Origin of the sequence: Candidatus Seongchinamella marina, from assembly GCF_026262685.1 — a bacterium.
In the GTDB taxonomy this organism is placed as follows: domain Bacteria; phylum Pseudomonadota; class Gammaproteobacteria; order Pseudomonadales; family Halieaceae; genus Halioglobus; species Halioglobus marinus.
Genome location: NZ_SHNP01000002.1, coordinates 325462 through 345892, shown reverse-complemented (window position 1 = coordinate 345892; position 20431 = coordinate 325462). Strand labels below are relative to the sequence as shown.

At 53.5% G+C, this 20431-nt stretch carries 15 protein-coding genes; 8 read left to right on the top strand and 7 right to left on the bottom strand.

The genetic code is table 11. The features are described 5' to 3' along the window. Positions 1-14: 14 nt before the first annotated feature. The gene (serS, locus tag EYC87_RS06495; protein WP_279252176.1) at positions 15-1313 is read left to right on the top strand and encodes a serine--tRNA ligase; all 1299 of its coding nucleotides are present in this window, start codon (positions 15-17) and stop codon (positions 1311-1313) included. Between the two features lies 1 nt (position 1314). Next, a complete protein-coding gene (gene cysG, locus EYC87_RS06490; protein ID WP_279252175.1) occupies positions 1315-2700 on the top strand; it encodes a siroheme synthase CysG in 1386 nt (461 codons plus the stop codon). A gap of 6 nt (positions 2701-2706) precedes the next feature. Here cysG and EYC87_RS06485 read toward each other — a convergent pair whose 3' ends face one another. Beyond that, on the bottom strand, positions 2707-4887 hold the full coding sequence (locus EYC87_RS06485; protein WP_279252174.1) for a carboxy terminal-processing peptidase: 2181 nt from the start codon (positions 4885-4887) through the stop codon (positions 2707-2709). A 186-nt stretch (positions 4888-5073) separates the two neighbouring features. On the opposite strand from EYC87_RS06485, the gene EYC87_RS06480 reads away from it, so the two are divergent. Both EYC87_RS06480 and ggt read left to right on the top strand, forming a co-directional pair. After that, complete coding sequence (locus EYC87_RS06480; RefSeq protein WP_279252173.1) at positions 5074-6465, top strand: DASS family sodium-coupled anion symporter; 1392 nt, start codon at positions 5074-5076, stop codon at positions 6463-6465. An 84-nt stretch (positions 6466-6549) separates the two neighbouring features. Next, entirely contained in the window at positions 6550-8319 is a 1770-nt protein-coding gene (ggt, locus tag EYC87_RS06475; protein ID WP_279252172.1) for a gamma-glutamyltransferase, read from the top strand. Here the strand turns inward: ggt and EYC87_RS06470 are convergent. From EYC87_RS06470 to EYC87_RS06460, 3 genes are all read right to left on the bottom strand, one after another. Next, positions 8316-9287 (bottom strand): potassium channel beta subunit family protein, encoded by a 972-nt coding sequence (locus tag EYC87_RS06470; RefSeq protein WP_279252171.1) that lies wholly within the window; start codon positions 9285-9287, stop codon positions 8316-8318. The genes ggt and EYC87_RS06470 overlap by 4 nt on opposite strands. An 84-nt stretch (positions 9288-9371) precedes the next feature. After that, on the bottom strand, positions 9372-10115 hold the full coding sequence (locus tag EYC87_RS06465; RefSeq protein WP_279252170.1) for an SDR family NAD(P)-dependent oxidoreductase: 744 nt from the start codon (positions 10113-10115) through the stop codon (positions 9372-9374). A gap of 75 nt (positions 10116-10190) precedes the next feature. Next, positions 10191-11480, bottom strand: coding sequence for a DEAD/DEAH box helicase (locus tag EYC87_RS06460; RefSeq protein ID WP_279252169.1), 1290 nt, complete (start codon positions 11478-11480; stop codon positions 10191-10193). Positions 11481-11825: 345 nt separating this feature from the next. Between EYC87_RS06460 and EYC87_RS06455 the strand changes: the two genes are divergently transcribed. Beyond that, positions 11826-12167 carry a PBPRA1643 family SWIM/SEC-C metal-binding motif protein gene (locus tag EYC87_RS06455; RefSeq protein WP_279252168.1) on the top strand — a complete coding sequence of 114 codons (342 nt, stop codon included), beginning with the start codon at positions 11826-11828 and terminating at the stop codon, positions 12165-12167. Between the two features lie 27 nt (positions 12168-12194). On the opposite strand, the gene EYC87_RS06450 is transcribed toward EYC87_RS06455, so the two are convergent. Next, on the bottom strand, positions 12195-12620 hold the full coding sequence (locus EYC87_RS06450; RefSeq protein ID WP_279252167.1) for a YkgJ family cysteine cluster protein: 426 nt from the start codon (positions 12618-12620) through the stop codon (positions 12195-12197). 199 nt (positions 12621-12819) lie between these two features. Between EYC87_RS06450 and EYC87_RS06445 the strand changes: the two genes are divergently transcribed. After that, complete coding sequence (locus EYC87_RS06445; RefSeq protein WP_279252166.1) at positions 12820-13950, top strand: zinc-binding dehydrogenase; 1131 nt, start codon at positions 12820-12822, stop codon at positions 13948-13950. 56 nt (positions 13951-14006) lie between these two features. Here the strand turns inward: EYC87_RS06445 and EYC87_RS06440 are convergent, their stop codons facing one another. After that, positions 14007-15527 carry an acetyl-CoA acetyltransferase gene (locus EYC87_RS06440; protein ID WP_279252165.1) on the bottom strand — a complete coding sequence of 507 codons (1521 nt, stop codon included), beginning with the start codon at positions 15525-15527 and terminating at the stop codon, positions 14007-14009. Between the two features lie 261 nt (positions 15528-15788). Here EYC87_RS06440 and EYC87_RS06435 point away from each other — a divergent pair, with 261 nt between their 5' ends. Together EYC87_RS06435 and EYC87_RS06430 are read left to right on the top strand one after the other, a co-directional pair. After that, positions 15789-16553 (top strand): enoyl-CoA hydratase/isomerase family protein, encoded by a 765-nt coding sequence (locus tag EYC87_RS06435; RefSeq protein ID WP_279252164.1) that lies wholly within the window; start codon positions 15789-15791, stop codon positions 16551-16553. Positions 16554-16661: 108 nt separating this feature from the next. Continuing rightward, a complete protein-coding gene (locus EYC87_RS06430) occupies positions 16662-17834 on the top strand; it encodes an acyl-CoA dehydrogenase family protein (protein ID WP_279252163.1) in 1173 nt (390 codons plus the stop codon). 34 nt (positions 17835-17868) lie between these two features. On the opposite strand, the gene EYC87_RS06425 is transcribed toward EYC87_RS06430, so the two are convergent. Then, a complete protein-coding gene (locus EYC87_RS06425) occupies positions 17869-20265 on the bottom strand; it encodes a PEP/pyruvate-binding domain-containing protein (protein ID WP_279252162.1) in 2397 nt (798 codons plus the stop codon). Positions 20266-20431: the final 166 nt, after the last annotated feature.

Genomic DNA, 20431 nt, shown 5'->3' with positions numbered 1-20431 from the left:
GGAATATTCATACAATGTTGGATATCAAAGCCGTCAGGCAGGATCCCGAAAACGTTGCGCTTGCGCTAGAAAAGCGCGGCTTCAGCTTCGACATTGAGCAGTTCAAGTCACTGGACGCGCGGCGCAAGCAGGCTGACGTACAAAGCCAGCACTTGCTTGCAGAACGCAAGGCGGCTTCCAAACAAATTGGCGCGCTAGTTGGGCAGGGCATGAGCGTGGACGACGCCAAGGCGCAGGTCAATGAAACCCTACAAAAGATCGCCGCCCAAATAGACGATCTCACCAATGAGGCTAAAGTAGTGCAAGCACTACTTGAAGAGCTGTTACTCGCTGTTCCGAATATTCCTGCAGATGAGGTGCCGCTTGGTGCAAGCGAAGACGATAACCTGGAGGTAGCACGCTGGGGCGACCCCAGGTCCTACGACTTTCAGGTCAAGGATCACGTGGCCCTGGGTGAAGACTTAGGCCAACTGGATTTTGAAACCGCAGGCAAAATCACCGGCTCACGTTTCAATGTGATGTATGGGGATGTGGCTCGAATGCATCGTGCTCTCATCCAGTTCATGTTAAACCAACACATTGAAAAGCATGGTTACAGTGAAATTTACGTGCCTTATATCGTCAACAGTGACTCCTTGCACGGCACGGGCCAACTGCCCAAGTTTGAGGAAGATTTATTTAAACTGGAGGGTGAGCAGGGTTATTACCTGATTCCTACCGCAGAGGTGCCGGTGACCAATGTGGCACGGGACCGTATTTTCGAGGATGCGGAACTGGGACAAGACGGAGTGAAGTTTGTTTGTCACACGCCCTGTTTCCGCAGCGAAGCAGGCAGCTATGGTCGCGACACCAGAGGCATCATTCGCCAACATCAGTTTGAGAAAGTCGAACTGGTGCAGTTTGTGCGGCCATCGCAATCTGATGACGCTCTTGAAGCACTCACTGGTCACGCTGAAAAGATCCTGCAATTACTTGAACTACCTTATCGCAAGGTGATTCTCTGCGGCGGGGATATTGGCTTTTCCGCTCGTAAAACCTATGACCTGGAAGTCTGGCTGCCCGCCCAGGATACCTACCGCGAAATTTCTTCCTGCAGCAGTTTTGGTGATTATCAGGCTAGGCGCATGCAGGCACGTTGGCGTAACCCGCAATCGGGTAAGCCAGAGTTACTGCATACACTCAATGGTTCGGGCCTGGCCGTAGGTCGCACGTTGGTGGCGATCATGGAAAACTACCAGCAGGCTGATGGCAGCATCGAGGTGCCGGCGGTGTTGCAGCCCTACATGGGTGGCGCTACAACCCTGAGCACCTGACATGCAGTATCTGCCGGTATGTCTGCAGTTACGAAACTCACCCGTAGTATTGGTGGGCGGCGGAACAGTGGCAACACGCAAAGCGCGACTGTTGCTGCGCGCGGGCGCGAGCCTGAATGTGGTAGCGCCGGAAATCGCCCCGGAGCTGGAACAGCTGCTGGCAGAGCATGGAGGTCACTGGCAGCGCGCCACTTACCGTAAAACTGACCTCGATGGTCGTGTGCTGGTCATAGCAGCGACTCCCCACCGTGAGATTAACGAACAGGTTCATGATGACGCCATCGCCCTTAATTTGCCGGTCAATGTAGTCGACTCTCCGGATCTTTGTACCTTTATTTTCCCCTCTATTGTGGATCGCGATCCCGTGATTATCGCTATCAGTAGTTCCGGCAGAAGCCCGGTGCTTGCGCGACAGCTGCGTAGCAAAATTGAAGCTATGGTGCCTGGTAGCTATGGACGACTAGCTGAGTTTGCAGGTCGACTGCGACACCGGGTGAAAGAAGCTCTGCCAGCGGAAACGGCAAGACGTTTATTCTGGGAAAAAGCGATGGAAGGCACGGTTGCAGAACAGGTGATGGGCGGACGCGAGGATCGTGCTGAGGCCTTGCTGGAGGACATGCTTAAGGATGTAGAAGCGCTACATTGCGGCGAGGTTTACTTGATAGGCGCAGGTCCGGGCGATCCTGACTTGTTGACTTTCAAAGCGGTGCGTTTATTACAGGCCGCTGATGTCGTGCTATACGACCGTTTAGTTTCAGGCCCAATTCTCGACATGGCGCGAAAGGATGCAGAGCGCATCTACGTCGGCAAAAAACGGGATGACCACGCTGTGCCCCAGGTGCAGATTAACCAACTTCTGGTAGATCTTGCGAAACAGAGAAAACGAGTGGCGAGACTGAAGGGTGGCGATCCATTCATATTTGGGCGAGGAGGCGAAGAGATAGAACTCCTTGCCCGACACGACGTGCCGTTTCAAGTGGTGCCGGGTATCACCGCTGCCAGCGGTGCCGCCTGTTATTCGGGCATTCCACTGACTCATCGTGATCACGCTCAGTCAGTGCGTTTTGTGACCGGCCATCTCAAAGACGGCAGCAGCAATCTGGACTGGCCGTCTTTTCAATCGGAATCAGAAACACTGGTGTTCTATATGGGACTGGTGGGTCTGCCATTGATTTGTGAGCAATTACAGCTTCACGGGCGCAGCGCAGCGACGCCAATTGCTCTAATAGAGAGGGCAACCACTGACGATCAACGGGTCATTACCGGCACGTTGGCAACGATGGTCGATATTGTAAAGCGCGAACAGCCAAAAGCACCGACCCTAATCATGGTCGGCGGGGTCGTGGAATTACACGGTGAACTGGCCTGGTTCGGGGGTACTAACTAGTCGCTCCTATTCTTTCTCACTCACATTTGCCGCGTAATGCGTTTTTTTCAGCACCAGGGCATCGACTAGAACGTTGCCTGCTTCCGTCAGCAAGACATCCGGGGTATCGTCTTCATCCGAGACCGCAGTTTCACTAGCGGTGTCTTCACTGCTATCGCTGACATCAGCAACAGTGTCATCGTTTTGCTCAGCGGCCTCTGCAACTTCATCCGTCTCTCCCTGTTCTACCGCTTCTTCCTCTTCGTCCAAAGAGGTGAGCGGTGCTTCGCCTTTGGCGACACGCCGCTTGTTTTCAATAGCCAGCGCCTTACTTTCCTGGGACTCCCGCAGGGCGATACGCTTCTCCTCGTTCAGAGGTAGCTGTTCCAGCTTGCGAGTCTGGGTTGCCATGGCAATCTGGTCTTCGAGGTAAACAAAGTCGGGGTTAGCTTCGCTGCGCTCCTCGTACAGATTAGTTATCAGCGGTAGCACCGAACTGAGGTCGTCATAGCGTCTATGACGCACCGAATTAATTTGGTCCCAGTTAAGGGCATGATCCAGTGAGCTTTCACCTATTTCTTCAGTATCGAACAGGGAGGGAAACGCTAGATCCGGGACGACACCGCGATGCTGCGTGCTGTCGCCAGAAATTCGGTAAAATTTGCTCTCAGTAATTTTCAGCTGCCCTTCGGTCAGAGGGGACAGGGTTTGCACGGTTCCCTTGCCGAACGAGCGATCACCAACAATAATTCCTCGTTCGTAGTCCTGAATAGCGCCGGCAAAAATTTCCGAAGCAGAGGCGCTCAGGCGGTTGATCAGCACGACCAAGGGCCCTTCGTAATAGTCGCTCTTCAAACGTTTACCGTCTCGCCATACACGGCGAGACGAATGTCGGATCTGAACGGTAGGGCCATATTCGATAAACAGCCCCGTGAGTTCATTGGCTTCTTGCAAGGAGCCACCACCATTGTTGCGAAGATCAACCACCAGGCCATCTACGCCCTCGTCCTGCAGTTCCTGCAACAGCTTTTTAACGTCCCGGGTAGTGCTCTTGTAGTCCTTGTCGCCCCGACGCATCGCTTCAAAATCAATATAAAAGGCGGGAATATCAATCACGCCGACCTTGATCGTATCGTCGCCATCGGGTATCTCAAGAATCTCTTTCTGGGCAGACTGTTCCTCCAGCTTTACCTCATTGCGCACAATTGTGATGGTCTTGCGCTCGTCAGTAGACTTGGATTTTCCGGGGATAACCTGCAGTCGCACGGTTGAGTCCTTGGGGCCACGTATCAGCTGAACAACCTCATCCAGGCGCCAGCCAATCACATCCTCAATATCACCTTCGTCGCCCTGGCCGACGCCAACGATTTTGTCGGAGGGTTCCAGGTCGCCTTGCTTATCGGCAGGGCCCTTGGGCACGAGACGTGCGACCTTGGTGTATTCGTCTTCCGCTTGCAGTACTGCTCCAATACCCTCTAGCGAAAGGCTCATGTTGATATTAAAGTTCTCAGAGCGACGCGGCGAAAAATAATTGGTGTGCGGATCGTAAAGCTCAGTCAGGGCATTCGCGTAAATTTGGAACACATCCTGATGGTTGTATTGCTCCACCCGCTTCAGCTGGTTGGTGTAACGGCGATTCAGGGTCTCAGGTATTTCTTCCGCGGACTTTTCCGCGAGCCGTAGGCTGAGTACCTGATTTTTCAGGTGTTTACGCCAGCGCTCGTCCAGTTCTAGCTGTGCCGTTGCCCAGTCGCGGTCGTCTGTGTTGAGTTCATAGTACTCGTCTACCGTAAAATCCATCGCCGCAATGATTTCTGGCAGGTTCTCATTGATAGACTCAAGTCGAGTGCGCAGACGTTCCTGGAATCGATTGAATATAGCGAATCCAGCGTCCAGATTGCCCTCGGGCAACTGATCGTCCATAACAGTACGATACTGCTGAAACTCCTTAATATCGGCAGCGGTTAAAAACATTTTACTGCCGTCCAGACTGTCGATATAGGCATCCAGGTGCTGGGATGACAACTCATCGGTATACGCCTGTTTGGAGTAGTGGCGTTCCTCAAGTTGTTCAACCAGCTCTACGACGGTTTCCCGCTGTATATCGGTGTAGTCAATGGCGGCAGCAGACGGGAGACTGAAACTGCCGAAGATGAGGCTTGCTGACAGTGCCAGGCCAAGCGTCTTAAAAGAGGGACAAGGGCTCAAAATTTTATTTACCACCAGGTTATAAAAAGCAATCGCTAAGTGTACCCTTGCGAGCCTCTGGTTCAAGCTGGCAGTGGGCTTTTACTACGATTAAGACTAGCGTAAAAAGTTCAAGTTTGCTGCGGGTTTAACCTTTCTGACCAGTATTTACGGGCTATAGCGACCATCAAGGGCTAGACTAGCGGCATGCATCCGTGGTTTTTCCCATTTTTCAGCCTGTTTCTCGGTTCCGCGATCTGGCTATCACCCGTGCCCTATGGGCTTTCCACCGATGCGTGGCAGTTATTTGCCATCTTCGCTGCTACGATTTTCGCTGTTGTTTCGGGTGCCGCCTCCATCTTCTTGGCCGCTATCGTGGCCTTGGCGGTCGCCATACTCAGTGGAACGCTCGATGCCGAACGCGCCTACAGTGGATTTAGCGAGGGTTTTATTCTGTTAATTGTCGCGGCTTTTCTGGTGGGGAAGGGGGTCGTTAATTCGGGCCTGGGAGAGCGCATAGGACTCTTGTTGGTTCGGAGTTTTGGAAAATCTTCCCTTGGGCTCGCTTACAGCATGATTGCGACAGACGCATTAATTGCTCCCGCATTTCCGAGTAATACCGCACGCTCTGGCGTGCTTTTCCCGATCGTTTACTCACTGGCGAGCAATAACGGCTCTAAACCCTGGGAAGCGTCGCGTAGCGAACTCGGGGCCTACTTGATGATGTGCTCAATGACCGGTCTGGGATTGTCTTCGGCGCTTTGGCTAACGGCAATGGCGGCCAACCCGGTAGGCGTGGCTTTGCTGGCTCAGCGAGGTGTGACACTTGATTTTGGTAGTTGGTTGCTGGCATCGAGCGTGCCTACTGTGAGCGCCATGCTGCTGGTACCCTGGTTTTTGTATCGAGTGTTCCCTCCAGGACGACGAACCACGCCAGAAGCTCCCGAGCAAGCAGCTGCCAGCCTAGCTCAGTTAGGGGCATTAAGTCGCAAGGAATGGATAACCCTTGCCACGTTTGTCGGCATGGTGCTCGGGTGGGCGCTATCAGGGGCGCTGTCGCTGGACGCCACTGCGATCGCTTTTCTTGGACTCGCAATTTTAATGACAGGCGGTGTTTTTACGCTGGACGATATCAAGTCCTCTGGTGATGCCCTGGAAACGTTGATTTGGTTCGCGATCCTGTACACGATCAGCACCGAATTGGACCACCTGGGCTTCATGCAATACGTGGGTGACATTATGGGCAGTTGGGTGAATGGGTTTAGCTGGCCTATGACCTATGCCCTGTTGCTCATCAGTTATGTCCTTATTCATTATTTATTCGTCAGCCAAACTGCCCATTTACTCGCTTTGTTCGGAGTATTCGTCGGCATATCGCAGCCCGAAGTTCCCCTACACCTGATGGGCATGATGTTGCTGCTGGCGACCAACTTTTTTTCGGTCATGACACCCCAGGCGTCTAGTGCCAATGTCATTTTTGCCGGTAGTGGCTACCTGACTGGACGCGAGATTTATCGCAACGGCGGACTGGTAACGCTCGCGTGCCTAATGCTCTATTTATTTATTGGTACGCCGTGGATATTGTTTGTACTGGGCTGAGTCACCCACTGGCCCTTAAACAAGGTTCGCAGAGGCCTCAGTAAATGTTTTAATAGCCGGCCGTTCAGCCTGCTCGAGACCTACATGACCTCATTTCGCTACCTGACCGCAGTTTCTCTGTGCGCTGTCCTGCTAATCACTGGTTCCGCCTGTTCCGGGTCTGGCAATATCGCTGATATTGGCGTCGCTGAGCGTGTCTGGGATAAGGGAGCAATGGTCACTGCCGCGAACCCTCATGCTGTTGCGGCAGGTGCGCAGATGCTGCGCCGGGGCGGACATGCGGTGGACGCCGCTATTGCTGCTCATGCTGTGCTAGGGCTGGTGGAACCGCAAAGCTCTGGCATAGGCGGTGGCGCGTTTATGCTGATTTACCAGCACGACACAGATAGCTTGTTATTCCACGACGGTAGGGAGACCGCGCCTGCTGCCGTTACGCCTGATATGTTTATGCGTGGAAATGAGACGATGGGGTTTATCGAAGCCTGGCAGAGTGGTATTGCAATCGGCGTTCCAGGCACCATCGCACTCTACGAGGACACCCACAAGAAATATGGCAAGCTACCCTGGGCCGAGTTGTTTGAACCGGCTATCACGCTTGCTACTAACGGATTCGAGGTGTCACCTCGCATGGCGGGGTTTTTGCCTCGAGTAGGCAAGATGGGCAGACTCGATGAAGACCCTGGCTCTGCGGCATATTTTTTTCCTGACGGTGAACCATTGCAGGTGGGGCACCTGTTGAAAAATCCGCAATATGCCGCCACTTTGAATAGAATCGCGCAAGAGGGCAGGGACGCGTTTTATACCGGTCAAATCGCTCAAGCGATAGTCGCAGCGGCGCGGGCTGAACCCAATCCAGGTACCCTGAGCCTCGACGATATTGCCAATTACAAAACAGCGGAGCGAGCCGCTGTTTGTGGCCCGTTCAAACGTATTCGTATTTGTGGCGCCACACCACCGTCATCCGCAGCGACTCAGATTATGATGATGGGCATGTACGAGCACTTATCGGCAGGGATGAGTGAACGAGACGACAAAATGGCTGCCTTTGTTGATGCACAGCGCATGGCCTATGCCGACCGCGATCACTTTTTTGGCGATCCCGATGCAGTTGATATTCCGCTAAAAGAGTTGATCAGTCCCGCATATCTGCAACATCGCGCGGCCAATCCTTTTGCACCGGGCGATGCGCCGATGCACGGGGATCCCGCGCGGTTTTCCGACAACAAGGAATCACTGTCAATCTGGTCACCAGACACCACTGCTGAAGTTCCCGGCACTTCACACCTCTCAATCATCGACGCCCAAGGCAATGCGGTCTCCATGACGGCGACGGTAGAGGCACCCTTTGGTTCGTCTCGCTGGGTTGCCGGGTTCTTACTAAACAACCAGATGACCGATTTTGCCAAGGAGTACCTCCCAGGCAGCAAACCCCAGGTGAATGCCATTGCGCCGGGCAAACGACCGCGCTCTTCCATGTCACCGACAATCGCCTTTGATCAGCAAGGGGAGCTGTTAATGGTGACCGGTTCCCCAGGGGGTAACAACATTCCTGCGTATGTCTTTAAGTCATTGGCTGCGGTGCTTGACTGGGGAATGACTCCATCGCAGGCAGTGACCTTTCCCAATATTATTGCCAGGGGGGCAGACGTCAGGGTCGAGGTTAATGTGCCCCCAGGTCAGGATATAGCCAATGATTTAAAAGCCAGGGGTTACCGTGTGCAGGAACGCAACGGAGAAAATTCCGGTTTGCATATGATTTTGGTTACCAGGCATTCCCTGACCGGGGCCGCGGATCCTCGCAGGGAGGGCACTGTTGAGTATTTGCCTGGCCCAACTGCCTTACAAGATCATTAGGAAACGGCATTTAACTGCGCCAATGTTTCATCCGTGAGCAAAGGCCGGGCCTCTAGTGCTTTCAGATTCTCCTGTAATTGCTCAAGGCGTGAAGCGCCAAGGATGACAGTGGAGACATTCGGGTTGTGCAGGCACCAGGCGATAGCAAGCTTAGGCAATGAGGTTCCCAGCTCCTGAGCGATTGGCAGCAGCTTTGCTACTTTTTGCATACGCTCCTGTCCGCGCTCGGATTCAACCATATGTTCGCGCAGCCATTCGTAGCCTGGCAGTGAAGCACGACTGTCTTCAGGAACGCCCTCAAGATATTTTCCGGTGAGTGCGCCGGATGCAAGTGGCGACCAGATCGTGGTGCCCAGTCCGTACTTCTCATACAACAGAGCGTACTCCACCTCGAAGCGTTCTCGATCCAACAGGTTGTATTGCGGTTGCTCCATGCTGGGAGGCGTCAGATGGTTTTTCTTGGCAAACTTATAGGCCTGGGTAATTTCTTCTGCGGTCCACTCCGAGGTGCCCCAATACAGAATTTTTCCCTGAGTGACCAGGTTGTGCATCGCCCATACCGTTTCTCCAATGGGAGTGTGTGGGTCAGCACGATGACAGAAATACAGGTCCAGGTAATCCACCTGCAGGCGTTCCAATGCCTGATGGCAAGCCTCGGTCACATGCTTCCTGCTCAGTCCCTGCTGGGTGGGCAAGGGAGCGCTTTGGCAACCGAAAAATACCTTGGAGGAGACGCAGTAACTGTCGCGCGGTCGGCCCAGCGTTTTCAGCGCTTTGCCCATGACAATCTCTGATTGGCCCGCCTCGTAGCCTTCAGCGTTGTCAAAGAAGTTAATGCCCGCATCAAAGCAGGTACCAAACATGTGCTCTGCCAGCTTATGGTCTACCTGCTTGTTCAAAGTGACCCATGAACCAAAGGACAGTTCAGAGACCCGAAGGCCAGATGCGCCGAGATTACGGTATTCCATGTTGACTCCACTAGCGAGAGGGGTTGTTTGCGATGCGTCGCCCACTCTACAGCACTCGTTGTCGGCTTTTCCACTCTCAGTGCGTCAGCTTGCTCCACCGTCGATGCGAATGTTCTGACCGTTGATAAAGCCTGCGCGGCGGCTGCACAGAAAAGCGATCATATCTGCAACTTCCTCCCGCTCTGCGATCCTGCCGCAGGGGTTGGGAAAATCCCTCTCAACAATCAGTTTTTCTACTTCCTGCCACTGTGCGCTGCGACCGAGTTTCCGCGCCAACCGCGTGTACCCGGCTTCAACTTGCTCAGTGCGAATCAGTCCTGGGGAGACTGTGTTGACAGTAATGCCCGTCCCGGCCAGCTCCTGCGCAAGGCTGGCGCCCATGACTGCCAATGCACTCTTGGCTGCGTAGTAGGCTGGTCTGGCAGCCGAGGGTTTAAACGTACCGGTTGTACCCAAATTGACTATTCGTCCCCAGCCGCTGTCTTTCATACCATCAACCAGGCCGGAAGCCATGCGCAGTGCCGACAGTGTGTTGATCTGATAAAGCGACAACCAGGTTGCTGTGTCAGCATCTGTCCAGCGATGATTATCCGTCGTGCCGTAGTTATTGACTAAAATGTCGACAGAGCAATCAAGCGCTGCAACTTGCTCCAGTACTTGTACAGAGCCTTCCTCAGTGGTGATATCACCGACAACCGCCATTGGCATAGGAGGCGCTTCGTCGTTGCCGTGATAGATGACCTGAGCCCCTTCAGCACTGAGTACATCGGCAATGACTTTGCCCGTGCGACTATCACTGCCAGTCACCAGCGCGGTTTTATTTCTCAACTGCAGATCCAAAGAATCACCTCTTGGCTTTCGTTAGCACTCGTTACCAGCTAAGGCGCAGGGGCCGGCGTTTTCCTAACCGTTACGCCTATTGCCGCCGCCTGAATGGGCACGGGACCCGCCGTTATTGCCGGAGCGCCCACGACCGCGCGAGCCGCCGCCATTGTTGCGATGACCGCCCGAGCTTCTTCCCCCGCGCCCGTTTTGGATAGGCTCTGCTTTTATACTGGGATCCACATCGTAGCCCGGGAGATTGACCTTCTCGATGCTCGTGCCGAGTAGTTTTTCAATATCGCTAAGTAGCTTGAGCTCATCGACACAAACCAGTGAGACCGCGTGGCCTTCCTGTCCAGCTCGGGCGGTACGGCCAATGCGATGCACGTAGTCCTCTGCGACATTTGGCAATTCAAAGTTAACCACGTGAGGTAGCTTATCGATATCGATACCGCGGGCGGCGATATCTGTGGCAACCAGCACTCTGACAGAGCCCTGTTTGAAGTTTGCCAGCGCCTTGGTCCGCGCACCTTGTGACTTGTTGCCGTGAATAGCCGCTGAGGTGATGCCATCCTTACCAAGCTGCTCGGAAAGTTTATTCGCTCCGTGCTTTGTTCTGGTAAAAACCAATACTTGCTGCCAGTTCTCTTCGCCAATTTTCTGGGATAGTAATTCTCGCTTTCGTTTTTTATCCACCGGATAAACGATCTGGCTGACCAATTCTGCTGCGGTATTCTGTGGAGTGACTTGAATCTCTGTGGGCTGGTGCAGGAATTCTGCTGCCAATGATTTAATCTCTTTTGAGAATGTGGCGGAAAATAGCAGCGTCTGGCGCTTTTTGGGAATGGCATTCAATACTTTGCGAATATCACGTATGAATCCCATATCAAGCATGCGATCAGCTTCGTCGAGCACCAATACCTCTACCTTAGAAAGGTCAATACTGCGCTGCTGTAAATGATCAAGAAGTCTGCCCGGGGTAGCTACAACGACATCTACGCCCTTAATTAACTTCTGCTTCTGTGGATTGATACTCACCCCACCGAAAATTACCGCGGAACGAAAGGGCAGGAATCTGCCGTAGTCTCGCACGCTCTCATGCACCTGCGCCGCCAGTTCACGGGTAGGTGTGAGCACAAGGACTCTTGGGTGGCGCTTTTGTCCCTCTGCGTGGCTGCTCTGAAGTCGCTGTAAAACGGGCAGGGTGAAGCCTGCCGTCTTCCCTGTACCCGTCTGGGCTCCAGCGAGTACATCCTTGCCTTTCAGTACTAGTGGTATAGCTTGCTGCTGTATAGGGGTAGCTTCATCGTAACCCTGTTTTTCAACCGCACGCAGCAGTTCGGCCGATAGGCCGAGATCTTTAAATAACATCTCGTGTAATGCTCCTGAGGCTCTATGTGAGCGCGCCTGACCAAAACGCAAAAACGTATTCGCGAGTGGTTCGGTCCAGGCTTGGAATTTTCTATGGTATCAAGCGTCACGGGATGTGATGCTGATGTTTGGCGCAGACCGATGTGCGCCAGGACGGCGCGGACTATACCAGAGCTCAGCCCAAAAGATAGGCAAGTTTTACTGGTAACGTACGTTATAGCTAAAGAATGCCAGAGAAACTTCGGTCTTTTCTAAAGAGAGTCGAGTAAACTGCCGCGCTTGCTGACCTGAGACACTGTTTTGACTCAGCTAAGCGTCAGGCCCACCCACTCACGGAATACTGCAATGTCGGACAAATTTTTCTTCAAAGGCCGCCAGAATGCTCGACTGGACCACAAGAAATCTGGCTACACTGAAAAAGGTGCGCTCAAGACCGGGAGCAAAAAATACCCGTTGCAGTTAACGGTAGGGTCAGAGCAGCGCAAGGCAGAGGTAGCAGCACTCGTTGCCGAACATGCACTTTTTGCAGACATTCAGATCAACGAGGAAGCGGAAGAGCAAGAGAACATTGCTGAACTCATGGCACTGGTCAATCGAACGGACACTGTGAGCGTCAGCAAAACGCCCAATCGTAATGAACCCTGTTCTTGCGGCAGCGGCAAAAAATACAAGAAGTGCTGTGGCTAATGGATCGTTTATTGCGGCATCAATGGGTCAGGAAAGTGGGGGTCTACTCTCAGCCATAAGGCGATCCAGCTCTCGCTGCGCCGCTTTAGGTGCATCCAGGTCATGTAATTCAATCATTTCACAACCGTCGCGCACCATTTCATCAATTGACGTAGGGTAGTGCCTGCAGTCCTCAGGGCGCTCCTGATAGATACCACAGGAATATTTAAGATCAGCACCATCGACGCTGGCAGGCTCTGCCTCCAGCCACGGGCAACGCTTGAGTCGCTCGCCGCTGACAGGATCCATCCAAATTTCACCATTTGCCACATATTGTGCGATGTCTGGCCTGAATTGCTCCCAATCCTCAATCTCCAGCGCGCTGGCAGACAAGCCTCCGTCACTGTAGGCGATACAACATTTGCCACATTGATTGCATTCGCGCATCGACTTCTTACCCCCAGTGCCTGGCATTATTCGCGTTTCTTCAAAAATTTGCGGGGCATGACAGCCCAGTTAGTTGCCAGCTAAATCCTGCCAACAGGTGGCCCCATTCCTCATTAACCCCCCAGCGCCCCTTGCTTGCATGGGGAAGGCTGGGTAAAGTCTCGCGTCACTTAATCACTTCGACAACAGGCTGGCAATTAAGTCAGCCACTTATAAGGATATCACCATGTCAGATGCATTTAGTTCTCGCCAGATTCGCTCACTGGTCACCGAGGAGCACAGCTTAAAGCTATCCATTGAAACAGCTGAAGTTCCGCAGCCGGGGCCAGATGAGATCGTGGTGAAAATCGAAGCGGCACCCATCAACCCTTCCGATCTGGCCCTGCTGTTTGGGCCTGCGGACATGGCATCTGCAACATTTTCTGAACGTGATGGTGAGCCCGAGGTAGAGGCCCCCATTCTTCCCAAGCTCGCTGGCATGGTGGCAGCGCGCCAGGGCGAATCTATGCTGGTGGGCAATGAGGCCGCCGGCGTTGTCGTAGCAGCAGGAGAATCTGATGCGGCGCAAGCTCTGCTCGGTAAGACTGTGGCGATTGCCGGCGGCGATATGTTTCAGCAGTATCGTTGCGTACATTCAATGATGGCAATTCCTATGGGCGAAGATGTCACTGCACGTGAGGCGGCGTCCAGCTTCGTAAACCCTATGACCGCGTTAGGAATGGTAGAAACCATGCGCGACGAAGGCTTTACGGCGTTGGTTCATACCGCCGCTGCTTCAAACTTAGGTCAGATGTTGAATCGAATTTGCATTGCCGATGGAGTCGACCTGGTCAACATTGTGCGCAAGCCTGAGCAAGTCGAAATATTACGTGAAATCGGTGCAAAGTATGTAGTGGATTCAAGTGCGGAGGATTTTGAAGAGCAATTAACTGCCGCCATCATTGAAACCAAGGCGTATATGGCTTTTGACGCCACAGGAGGTGGCAGGCTAACGAACACCATTTTGACGTGCATGGAACGGGCCGCCTCGGCAGGATTGGAATACAATCGCTACGGGTCTGACACCATGAAGAAGGTGTATGTTTATGGACGCCTCGACCTGACTCCGCTCACACTCACCCCAGCCTACGGTTTTGCGTTCAACGTGGGTGGCTTTCTGTTAACCCCGTTCTTGCAGCGCATTGGAATTGAACGCATGGTCGGCTTGCAGCAGAGAGTGGCGAGCGAGATCAAAACGACATTTGCCAGTCACTACGTTGCTGAAATCTCACTAGCCCAGGCGTTAACGGCTGAAGCTATTGCGGTCTACGGGCAGCGTCAGACTGGACAGAAATACCTTATCTGTCCGCAGCACTAGAACCCTCTGCGACATCGCTGGAGCGCCTTGACAAGGCCACCAGCGATACAGAGGCCTTAGAAGTCGAGGATGTTTATCCCATCCTCGACACTTACTTGCCCCGACCGCCCGACAGGGTCCTCTTCCAACAAGTGATTTAAGGTATCCGCGTCAGCACGGGTATAGGCGAGAATTCGCTCACCGGTAAGGTTCTTCGCTATCACGATGCCTGTTTTAGGTCCGTGGCGGTCAAAAGCTACAGTGAACGCTTCAACGATTGCAGTTCCAACAGGATCTGCAGCCAGCGAAAGGCATGGTAAGTCGTCGATTTGTTGCTGTAGGGAGTCAGAATTGACGGTGACCCATTGTGAGTCGGCTGGTTCGGTTGAATACAAGCCTAGCGAGTGTTTGGTTAAATAGAGACCATTGGCCGTCACTAAACCAAACCCCTTGTCGCGCTTACGCAAGCGCGCAGTCATTTCGGCAATGCCGTGCAAGGAGTAATTGTTTCCGGGGCCACCCATATAGGGCAAGCCGCCGGTCACGGTGACACCACGTCGGTCCTGTGCAGAAAGGCCAATTTCATTGCAAGTGACCTGCACAGCACAGGGGAAGCAACTGTAAATGTCGAAATCTGTCACCTCATCGATATCGACCCCTGTGGCCTCTGACAGCTTACTCCAGCCTAGACGGATAGCTGGAGATTCATGCAGACCAGGACGCTCACTAATGTGCCATATGTCGTTGAGGTCGACACCTCCGCGAAGGTATATCCACTGGCTGGAATCAATACCCAGTTCGTGAGCCTTGCCCACTGTGGTCATCACCACAGAAGCACCCATATCCACCGCCAATATGGAGTTCATAGACTTGGTGTAGGGGTAGCCGATATAGCGGTTTTTCTCTGTAACAGTGCGCACCTGCTCAGCACTCAGGGCTTCTTGTGCCCAGGCGATTGGATTCTTGGCCGCCACATGACTCATGGCACTGCAAAGTTCGGCGAGCGCGTCCTGGTGTTCCTCTTGAGATCGGCCCAGGTGATGTCGCAAACTACTTTCAAACAAAGGGTAGGTATTGATCGGTTCGTAAAGGCTATATAACTTCTCGGTTGCGTTCAGACCATCTCGTTCCTTGCCAATTGTTGTGGGTTCGGCTTCCTGCTCACCGGCCCAAGCAGATATGTCATCGCCTGTTCGAAGCGATGAAAACAGGCTGGCTAATAGCTCCGCGCCCGCAATGAGCACCGCATTATGTTCACCTTCAGCTAACTTCCCGGCAAAGTGATTGACCAGGTATTGAGGTGTGTTGCCGCCAATGACTCCCTGGTAAAAACAGGCGTTGGAGATACCCAGCCGCTGAGCTGCATGCTTACCCGGGTTCCTTGGAAACAAGACTTTCGTGCCGGGGTCGGTATCCGCGATAAATCGTACTATCGCAACAGCGTCAATGGCTTGAACTACAGTATCAGCGCCCGCGTCGGCGAGCGCGAGCCGGGAGACTTCAGTGATTGCGTCTATGGGTGTTCTGCTGGTGTCTGGCTTACGCCAAGTTTGTTGTCCTGCACCAACAATAATGGGTGTGTTATCAAAGCTTTTCATTTGTCGGTAGCACCACTTCACTGCTGCACAAGGGTTTCGGGGCAAAACCTTATAGACAGAGGGCTCAAAAATCTACCCGAACCAGCGTATAGCGCGTATTTTAATCACCTGTAAGTAGCCATGTGCTCATGGCTATAAGTAGGGTGCAATGTCAGCCCATAAATATTGCGCATTGAAGTCATTGGCCAGCTGGCACTGGCGTAGTATCGTGTTTTCATCTCAGAGCGAGATCATTGAATAAACTGGAGTTGGAAAACGCAAATGAATGAAACCGTTTTAGTGGAATTTTATAGCCGGGTTTGCAGGCTGACTCTCAATCGGCCAACCGTGCTGAACGCTCTGAATCACGAAGTGTTTTCACAGTTATTGGCAGCGATAGAGTCTATCGCTGCCAAGGGTGACGACGTGGGTTGCGTCATTTTGAGTGGCAGCGGTAAAGCCTTTTCTTCGGGGCATGACCTTAATGACATTAGTTCGGGTGAAGAAGCTCAGCATGCCGATTTTGAAGCTTCTGTGCTGGAGGCCCTGGCGTCATTGCCGCTGCCGGTTATTGCTCAGGTGCATGGCTACTGTTTCACGGGTGCGCTGGAGCTCGCTCTCGCTGCCGACCTTATTTTCGTCGATTGCGACACAAAATTAGCCGATACCCACAGTAAGTGGGGGTTAAGTCCAATCTGGGGCATGACCCAACGTCTACCCAGGCGTATAGGTGCGGCGCGCGCTAAAGATATGATGTTTAGCAGCCGACTTGTCCCCGCTGACGAGGCGTTACAAATAGGCCTGGTGGACCGAGTCTGTCCCGTCATTAGCCTTGCAGACGAAACCGCTGAGTACGCCCGCAAACTGGCGGAAAATTCTGCGCACAGCCACCAGATCTGCAAGAGCATCATCGAGGCCACCGATGGTTTTCGCATTTACGACGGCCTGAACTACGAATACAAAAATAGCCCTGGTACCTGTAGTGACATGGCAGAACGACTGGCCGTTTTTCAGGAAAAAGCCGCCGCAAAGAAAGCGACTCGCTAGAACTGGGCCCGCACTGAGCTCTGCCGGTAAAAGTTTTGGCGAGGCTGTAAAATAGCGTGCCGATAGCTCGTATAATGGTTGCCCAACACTTCAATTACGGTACATCCAATGTCACTAAGTTTTGATTCTGCAAGACTGCCCAACCCTGATCTGACAGAAGAGCATGAGGCCTGGCGTGAACAGCTGCGCCGCTTCATCGACAGAGAGATCATGCCCTACGTTGACGAGTGGGATGAACAGGGCTTTTTGCCGGAAGAGCTGTGGGGCAAGGCCGCCGAATTTGGGCTGCTTGGCCTGGGTTACCCCGAGCAATATGGCGGCATCGAAACCGGTATAGATTTATATCATCACAATATCCTCAGTGAAGAGCTTTCGCGCACCAGCCTGGGAGGACTGCCCAGTACCTTACTGTCCCACGGCATCGGTATGCCGCCGGTCGTTGCTTTTGGCAGCGAGTCGCTTAAATCGCAGATCATTCCCCCGGTGCTGGCGGGTGAGAAAAGAATATGCCTGGCGATTACTGAGCCCTCGGGAGGCTCTGATGTAGCTAACCTCCAGACCACGGCAGTGCGTGATGGCGAGCATTATATCGTCAACGGTAGCAAGACATTCATTTCCGGCGGCATGGGCTCTCATTGGGCGACAACGGGCGTACGCACGGGAGGCGAGGGCGGTAGCGGCGTTTCCGTGCTGGTCATCCCAATGGACCTTGAAGGCGTTAGCCGCACGCCCCTGAATAAAAAGCAGGGCTGGTGGTGCAGCGATACTGCCACCCTGTACTTTGATAACGTAAGGGTGCCGGCTGGAAATTTACTGGCGGAGGAGGGCAATGGCTTTCTGGTCATCGCCAACAACTTCAACGATGAGCGTCTGGCCATGGCAGTTATGATGGAGGCCTTCGCCCGGGTCTGCCTCGAAGATGCCGTTAACTGGGCCCAGGAACGCAAGACCTTCGGAAAGAGGTTGGCGGATCATCAGGTAATAAGACACAAAATTGCAGAAATGAAGCAACGGATTAACGTCTGCCAGACCTACATCCAGCACTGCACTCGTCAGGTGATCACGGGCACGGCTGACTTCGGCGATATCGCACTGCTGAAGGTCCAATGCAGTCAAACGATGGAGTTTTGCGCCAGAGAGGCGATGCAAATTCTAGGCGGAATTGGCTATATGCGTGGCAATCGTGTGGAAAGGATTTACCGCGAGGTGCGGGTCAATGCGATTGGCGGCGGCTCCGAAGAAATTATGAGAGATCTGGCGTCCCGGGCTTACGGACTCTAGCTCAAAGCTTAAGCTCTCAATACGTTGCAAAGCGCTAGTCGAGGATCTCTACAACGCCGGTATCACCGTCTAACTTAACCCGGTCGCCCGTGTTAATCACGCGAGTGCCGACCCGGCTGTTTACCACGCAGGGCAAACCGTATTCCCTGGCGATGACTGCGCCGTGAGAAACTGCACTTCCCAGGTCGGTGATCAGTCCTGCGATCATGCTGAAGTAGGGCGTCCAGCCGATATCTGTGATGGGTGTGACTAGAATTTCTCCCGGCTTGAGCTCGGCTGCCTCTGCCAACGTGTGCGCTACTCGAGCGATACCCTCGACCACGCCGCTGGATGCGGGGCGCCCCGATAGTGCAGCATCACCGAGATCCACTATTTTTTCCTGCACGGGTAAAGCCGCTCCTACGCTGATTTCAGGGAAACTTAATCGCTGTTGAAAGGGGAGAGCGTTGCGTCGGCTTTGGGCCTGTTTTAACATCGCCGAAGCCGGCTCTGTCACAAAGGTAGCCAGTTCATCAAAACTAAAAAAGTAGACCAGGTCTGCGTCAGGCAGAGTGCCTTCTTCTACCAACAGCTTTCCAAGGTCAACGAAAGCCAACTTGAAACGATGAGCCACAGCGACCAAATGAGATTTGGTGTGCTCCCTGCGACGCACGGCGTTGTGTGCTTTAGGTAAGACCCAGCGCAGACCGCGCTTAAGACCGGCCATATCAATAGATGAGTGATGCGCATTGTGGGTAGTCGCGCCGGCAAGTCGGGCTCGGACGCCCGCTTGCATACTCTGCACCAGGGGTGTGGGCTCTTCCCCCCAGGCGGGGTCGCGCATGCAAAGTTCGCGATAGCCGCGGTGACCGTGTTTAACCAAAAAGGAATCGAAGTCGCTGCTGATTGATTGCTCAGAGCGCAGCCAGCCTAGCGCATCTGTTGCAGCTACATCGCAAAAACAGCTCGTTGCGTCGGGAACCGAGGCAATTCGGTCTACCAGTGCATCCAGTTCCAGAACCATCTCGGCGCTTTCCACGCCGCTGGCTCCGGCGAGCAACCGCATGGCCTCAGCCTGCTCTTCAAGCGTAGCGTTATTGCTACGGCTGGAGACCATGTTTTCAACAATGGCAGACAAAAACCCTGATAAGGCCGAGGACTGTATATGAACTGCCATCGCATGTTCGTAGAACCAGGCCTTGCTCATCAGTTCTTCAATCATGCCTTTGGCGTTGTGCTTGGTGGACACCCGAAAAGTAGCCACTTCCTGGTCGAAGCGGGCGACTACCTTTGGTGCGGTCAGAGCGTAATGAAACAGACGCACGGTATTGATCATTCGGCGCCAAGTTGGCATGGGTGGCAGGGCCTTTAACTCAGGCACAGGACGACCGCATAGCGTCTGGGCAGTCTGTTCCGGCGTGGAACCAAGCACTCCGGCACTCATTACAATATTGCCGGTGAGGTTGAGAAACAGGTGCCCGTAGCCCCAGGCCGTGACCTGCCATTGTTTTGAAATCGCTTTTCTCGTACCTACTGTCACTTGCATGTGCTGCAAACCATAGTCGATACTCCATCCGGTAAAGGACCCCGTGAGAGGCGAAACTGCGCCTGGCATCATCTCACTGACGTTGCTGATAGTGACGACATCGTCAGGGCGAGGCAGGGGTGTATCGAACTCATTGAGGTCGGCTGGTAATTTTGTGATAGGCCGAGCCTGCAGCCAGAACAGCTCACCAGACGCATCTATAGCCCACTCAAGGTCCAGCGGTCTGCCTTCATGGGCCTCGGCCTGCCGCGCCCCACGAGCGATTTGTACGAGCTCCTCATTGGAGAGAATTGCAACACCATCCGCCAGGGACTGATGAATAATGTTGTCGCACCTGTCGACAGCGAAATGATCGGGCGTCACTTCGCCGCTCACCAGTGCTTCACCCAGCCCTTTAACCGCATCTATAACCATAACGTCTCTTCTGGCGCTAACAGGGTCTGCGGTGAACACAACGCCCGCGGCGCGGGCATTGACCATTCGCTGTACCACAACATTCATTGCTGTCTCGGCGGTGTCATCCCGACCTTGATATTGCATGGCCCGCGCGCTCTCCAGCGAAGAAACACAGTGGTTAATTGCCAAGAGCACTGCATCAAAACCTTCAACATTCAGCACTGTATCGTATTGCCCTGCAAAGGAATCCTCGGAGCCATCCTCGCCCTGGGCAGAAGAGCGCACCGCTACAGGATGGTCACCGAGAGCAGACCATGCTTCGCGCAGTCCTTGTGGGTATTGATCTTTTTGCGCACAGCAAACTACGAACGCAGGCGGCACCTGCAGCCCCATATCGAGCAGACGGGAGAGGCCGTAAGCCTTGCCGCCGACGGATTCGTCGGTGATTTGGTGGAGTGATAATAGACCTGGCTTTGCAGGGGATGACGTTATTCCCGATGTTTTTTGCATCTACGGCTGTGCCTGTTACAGAAGTCTGAATTTAGCTAAAGGTAGGTGAATATACACTCAAACTATCGGGCATTGAAATATGAATGCCTATGACTTGGAACTAACAGCTGCAGACAACCCAGGCCCCTCAGGCAGTCATCTTTTCAGCTTGGGTTGCCGCTGTAGC

Excerpts from the sequence above, each read along its gene's own strand:
- EYC87_RS06440 (WP_279252165.1), bottom strand. The coding sequence starts at position 15,527 with ATGAAAAGCTTTGATAACACACCCATTATTGTTGGTGCAGGACAACAA.
- ggt (WP_279252172.1), top strand. The coding sequence starts at position 6,550 with ATGACCTCATTTCGCTACCTGACCGCAGTTTCTCTGTGCGCTGTCCTG.
- cysG (WP_279252175.1), top strand. The coding sequence starts at position 1,315 with ATGCAGTATCTGCCGGTATGTCTGCAGTTACGAAACTCACCCGTAGTA.
- serS (WP_279252176.1), top strand. The coding sequence starts at position 15 with ATGTTGGATATCAAAGCCGTCAGGCAGGATCCCGAAAACGTTGCGCTT.
- EYC87_RS06450 (WP_279252167.1), bottom strand. The coding sequence starts at position 12,620 with ATGCCAGGCACTGGGGGTAAGAAGTCGATGCGCGAATGCAATCAATGT.
- EYC87_RS06445 (WP_279252166.1), top strand. The coding sequence starts at position 12,820 with ATGTCAGATGCATTTAGTTCTCGCCAGATTCGCTCACTGGTCACCGAG.
- EYC87_RS06435 (WP_279252164.1), top strand. The coding sequence starts at position 15,789 with ATGAATGAAACCGTTTTAGTGGAATTTTATAGCCGGGTTTGCAGGCTG.
- EYC87_RS06460 (WP_279252169.1), bottom strand. The coding sequence starts at position 11,480 with ATGTTATTTAAAGATCTCGGCCTATCGGCCGAACTGCTGCGTGCGGTT.
- EYC87_RS06430 (WP_279252163.1), top strand. The coding sequence starts at position 16,662 with ATGTCACTAAGTTTTGATTCTGCAAGACTGCCCAACCCTGATCTGACA.
- EYC87_RS06455 (WP_279252168.1), top strand. The coding sequence starts at position 11,826 with ATGTCGGACAAATTTTTCTTCAAAGGCCGCCAGAATGCTCGACTGGAC.
- EYC87_RS06425 (WP_279252162.1), bottom strand. The coding sequence starts at position 20,265 with ATGCAAAAAACATCGGGAATAACGTCATCCCCTGCAAAGCCAGGTCTA.
- EYC87_RS06480 (WP_279252173.1), top strand. The coding sequence starts at position 5,074 with ATGCATCCGTGGTTTTTCCCATTTTTCAGCCTGTTTCTCGGTTCCGCG.
- EYC87_RS06470 (WP_279252171.1), bottom strand. The coding sequence starts at position 9,287 with ATGGAATACCGTAATCTCGGCGCATCTGGCCTTCGGGTCTCTGAACTG.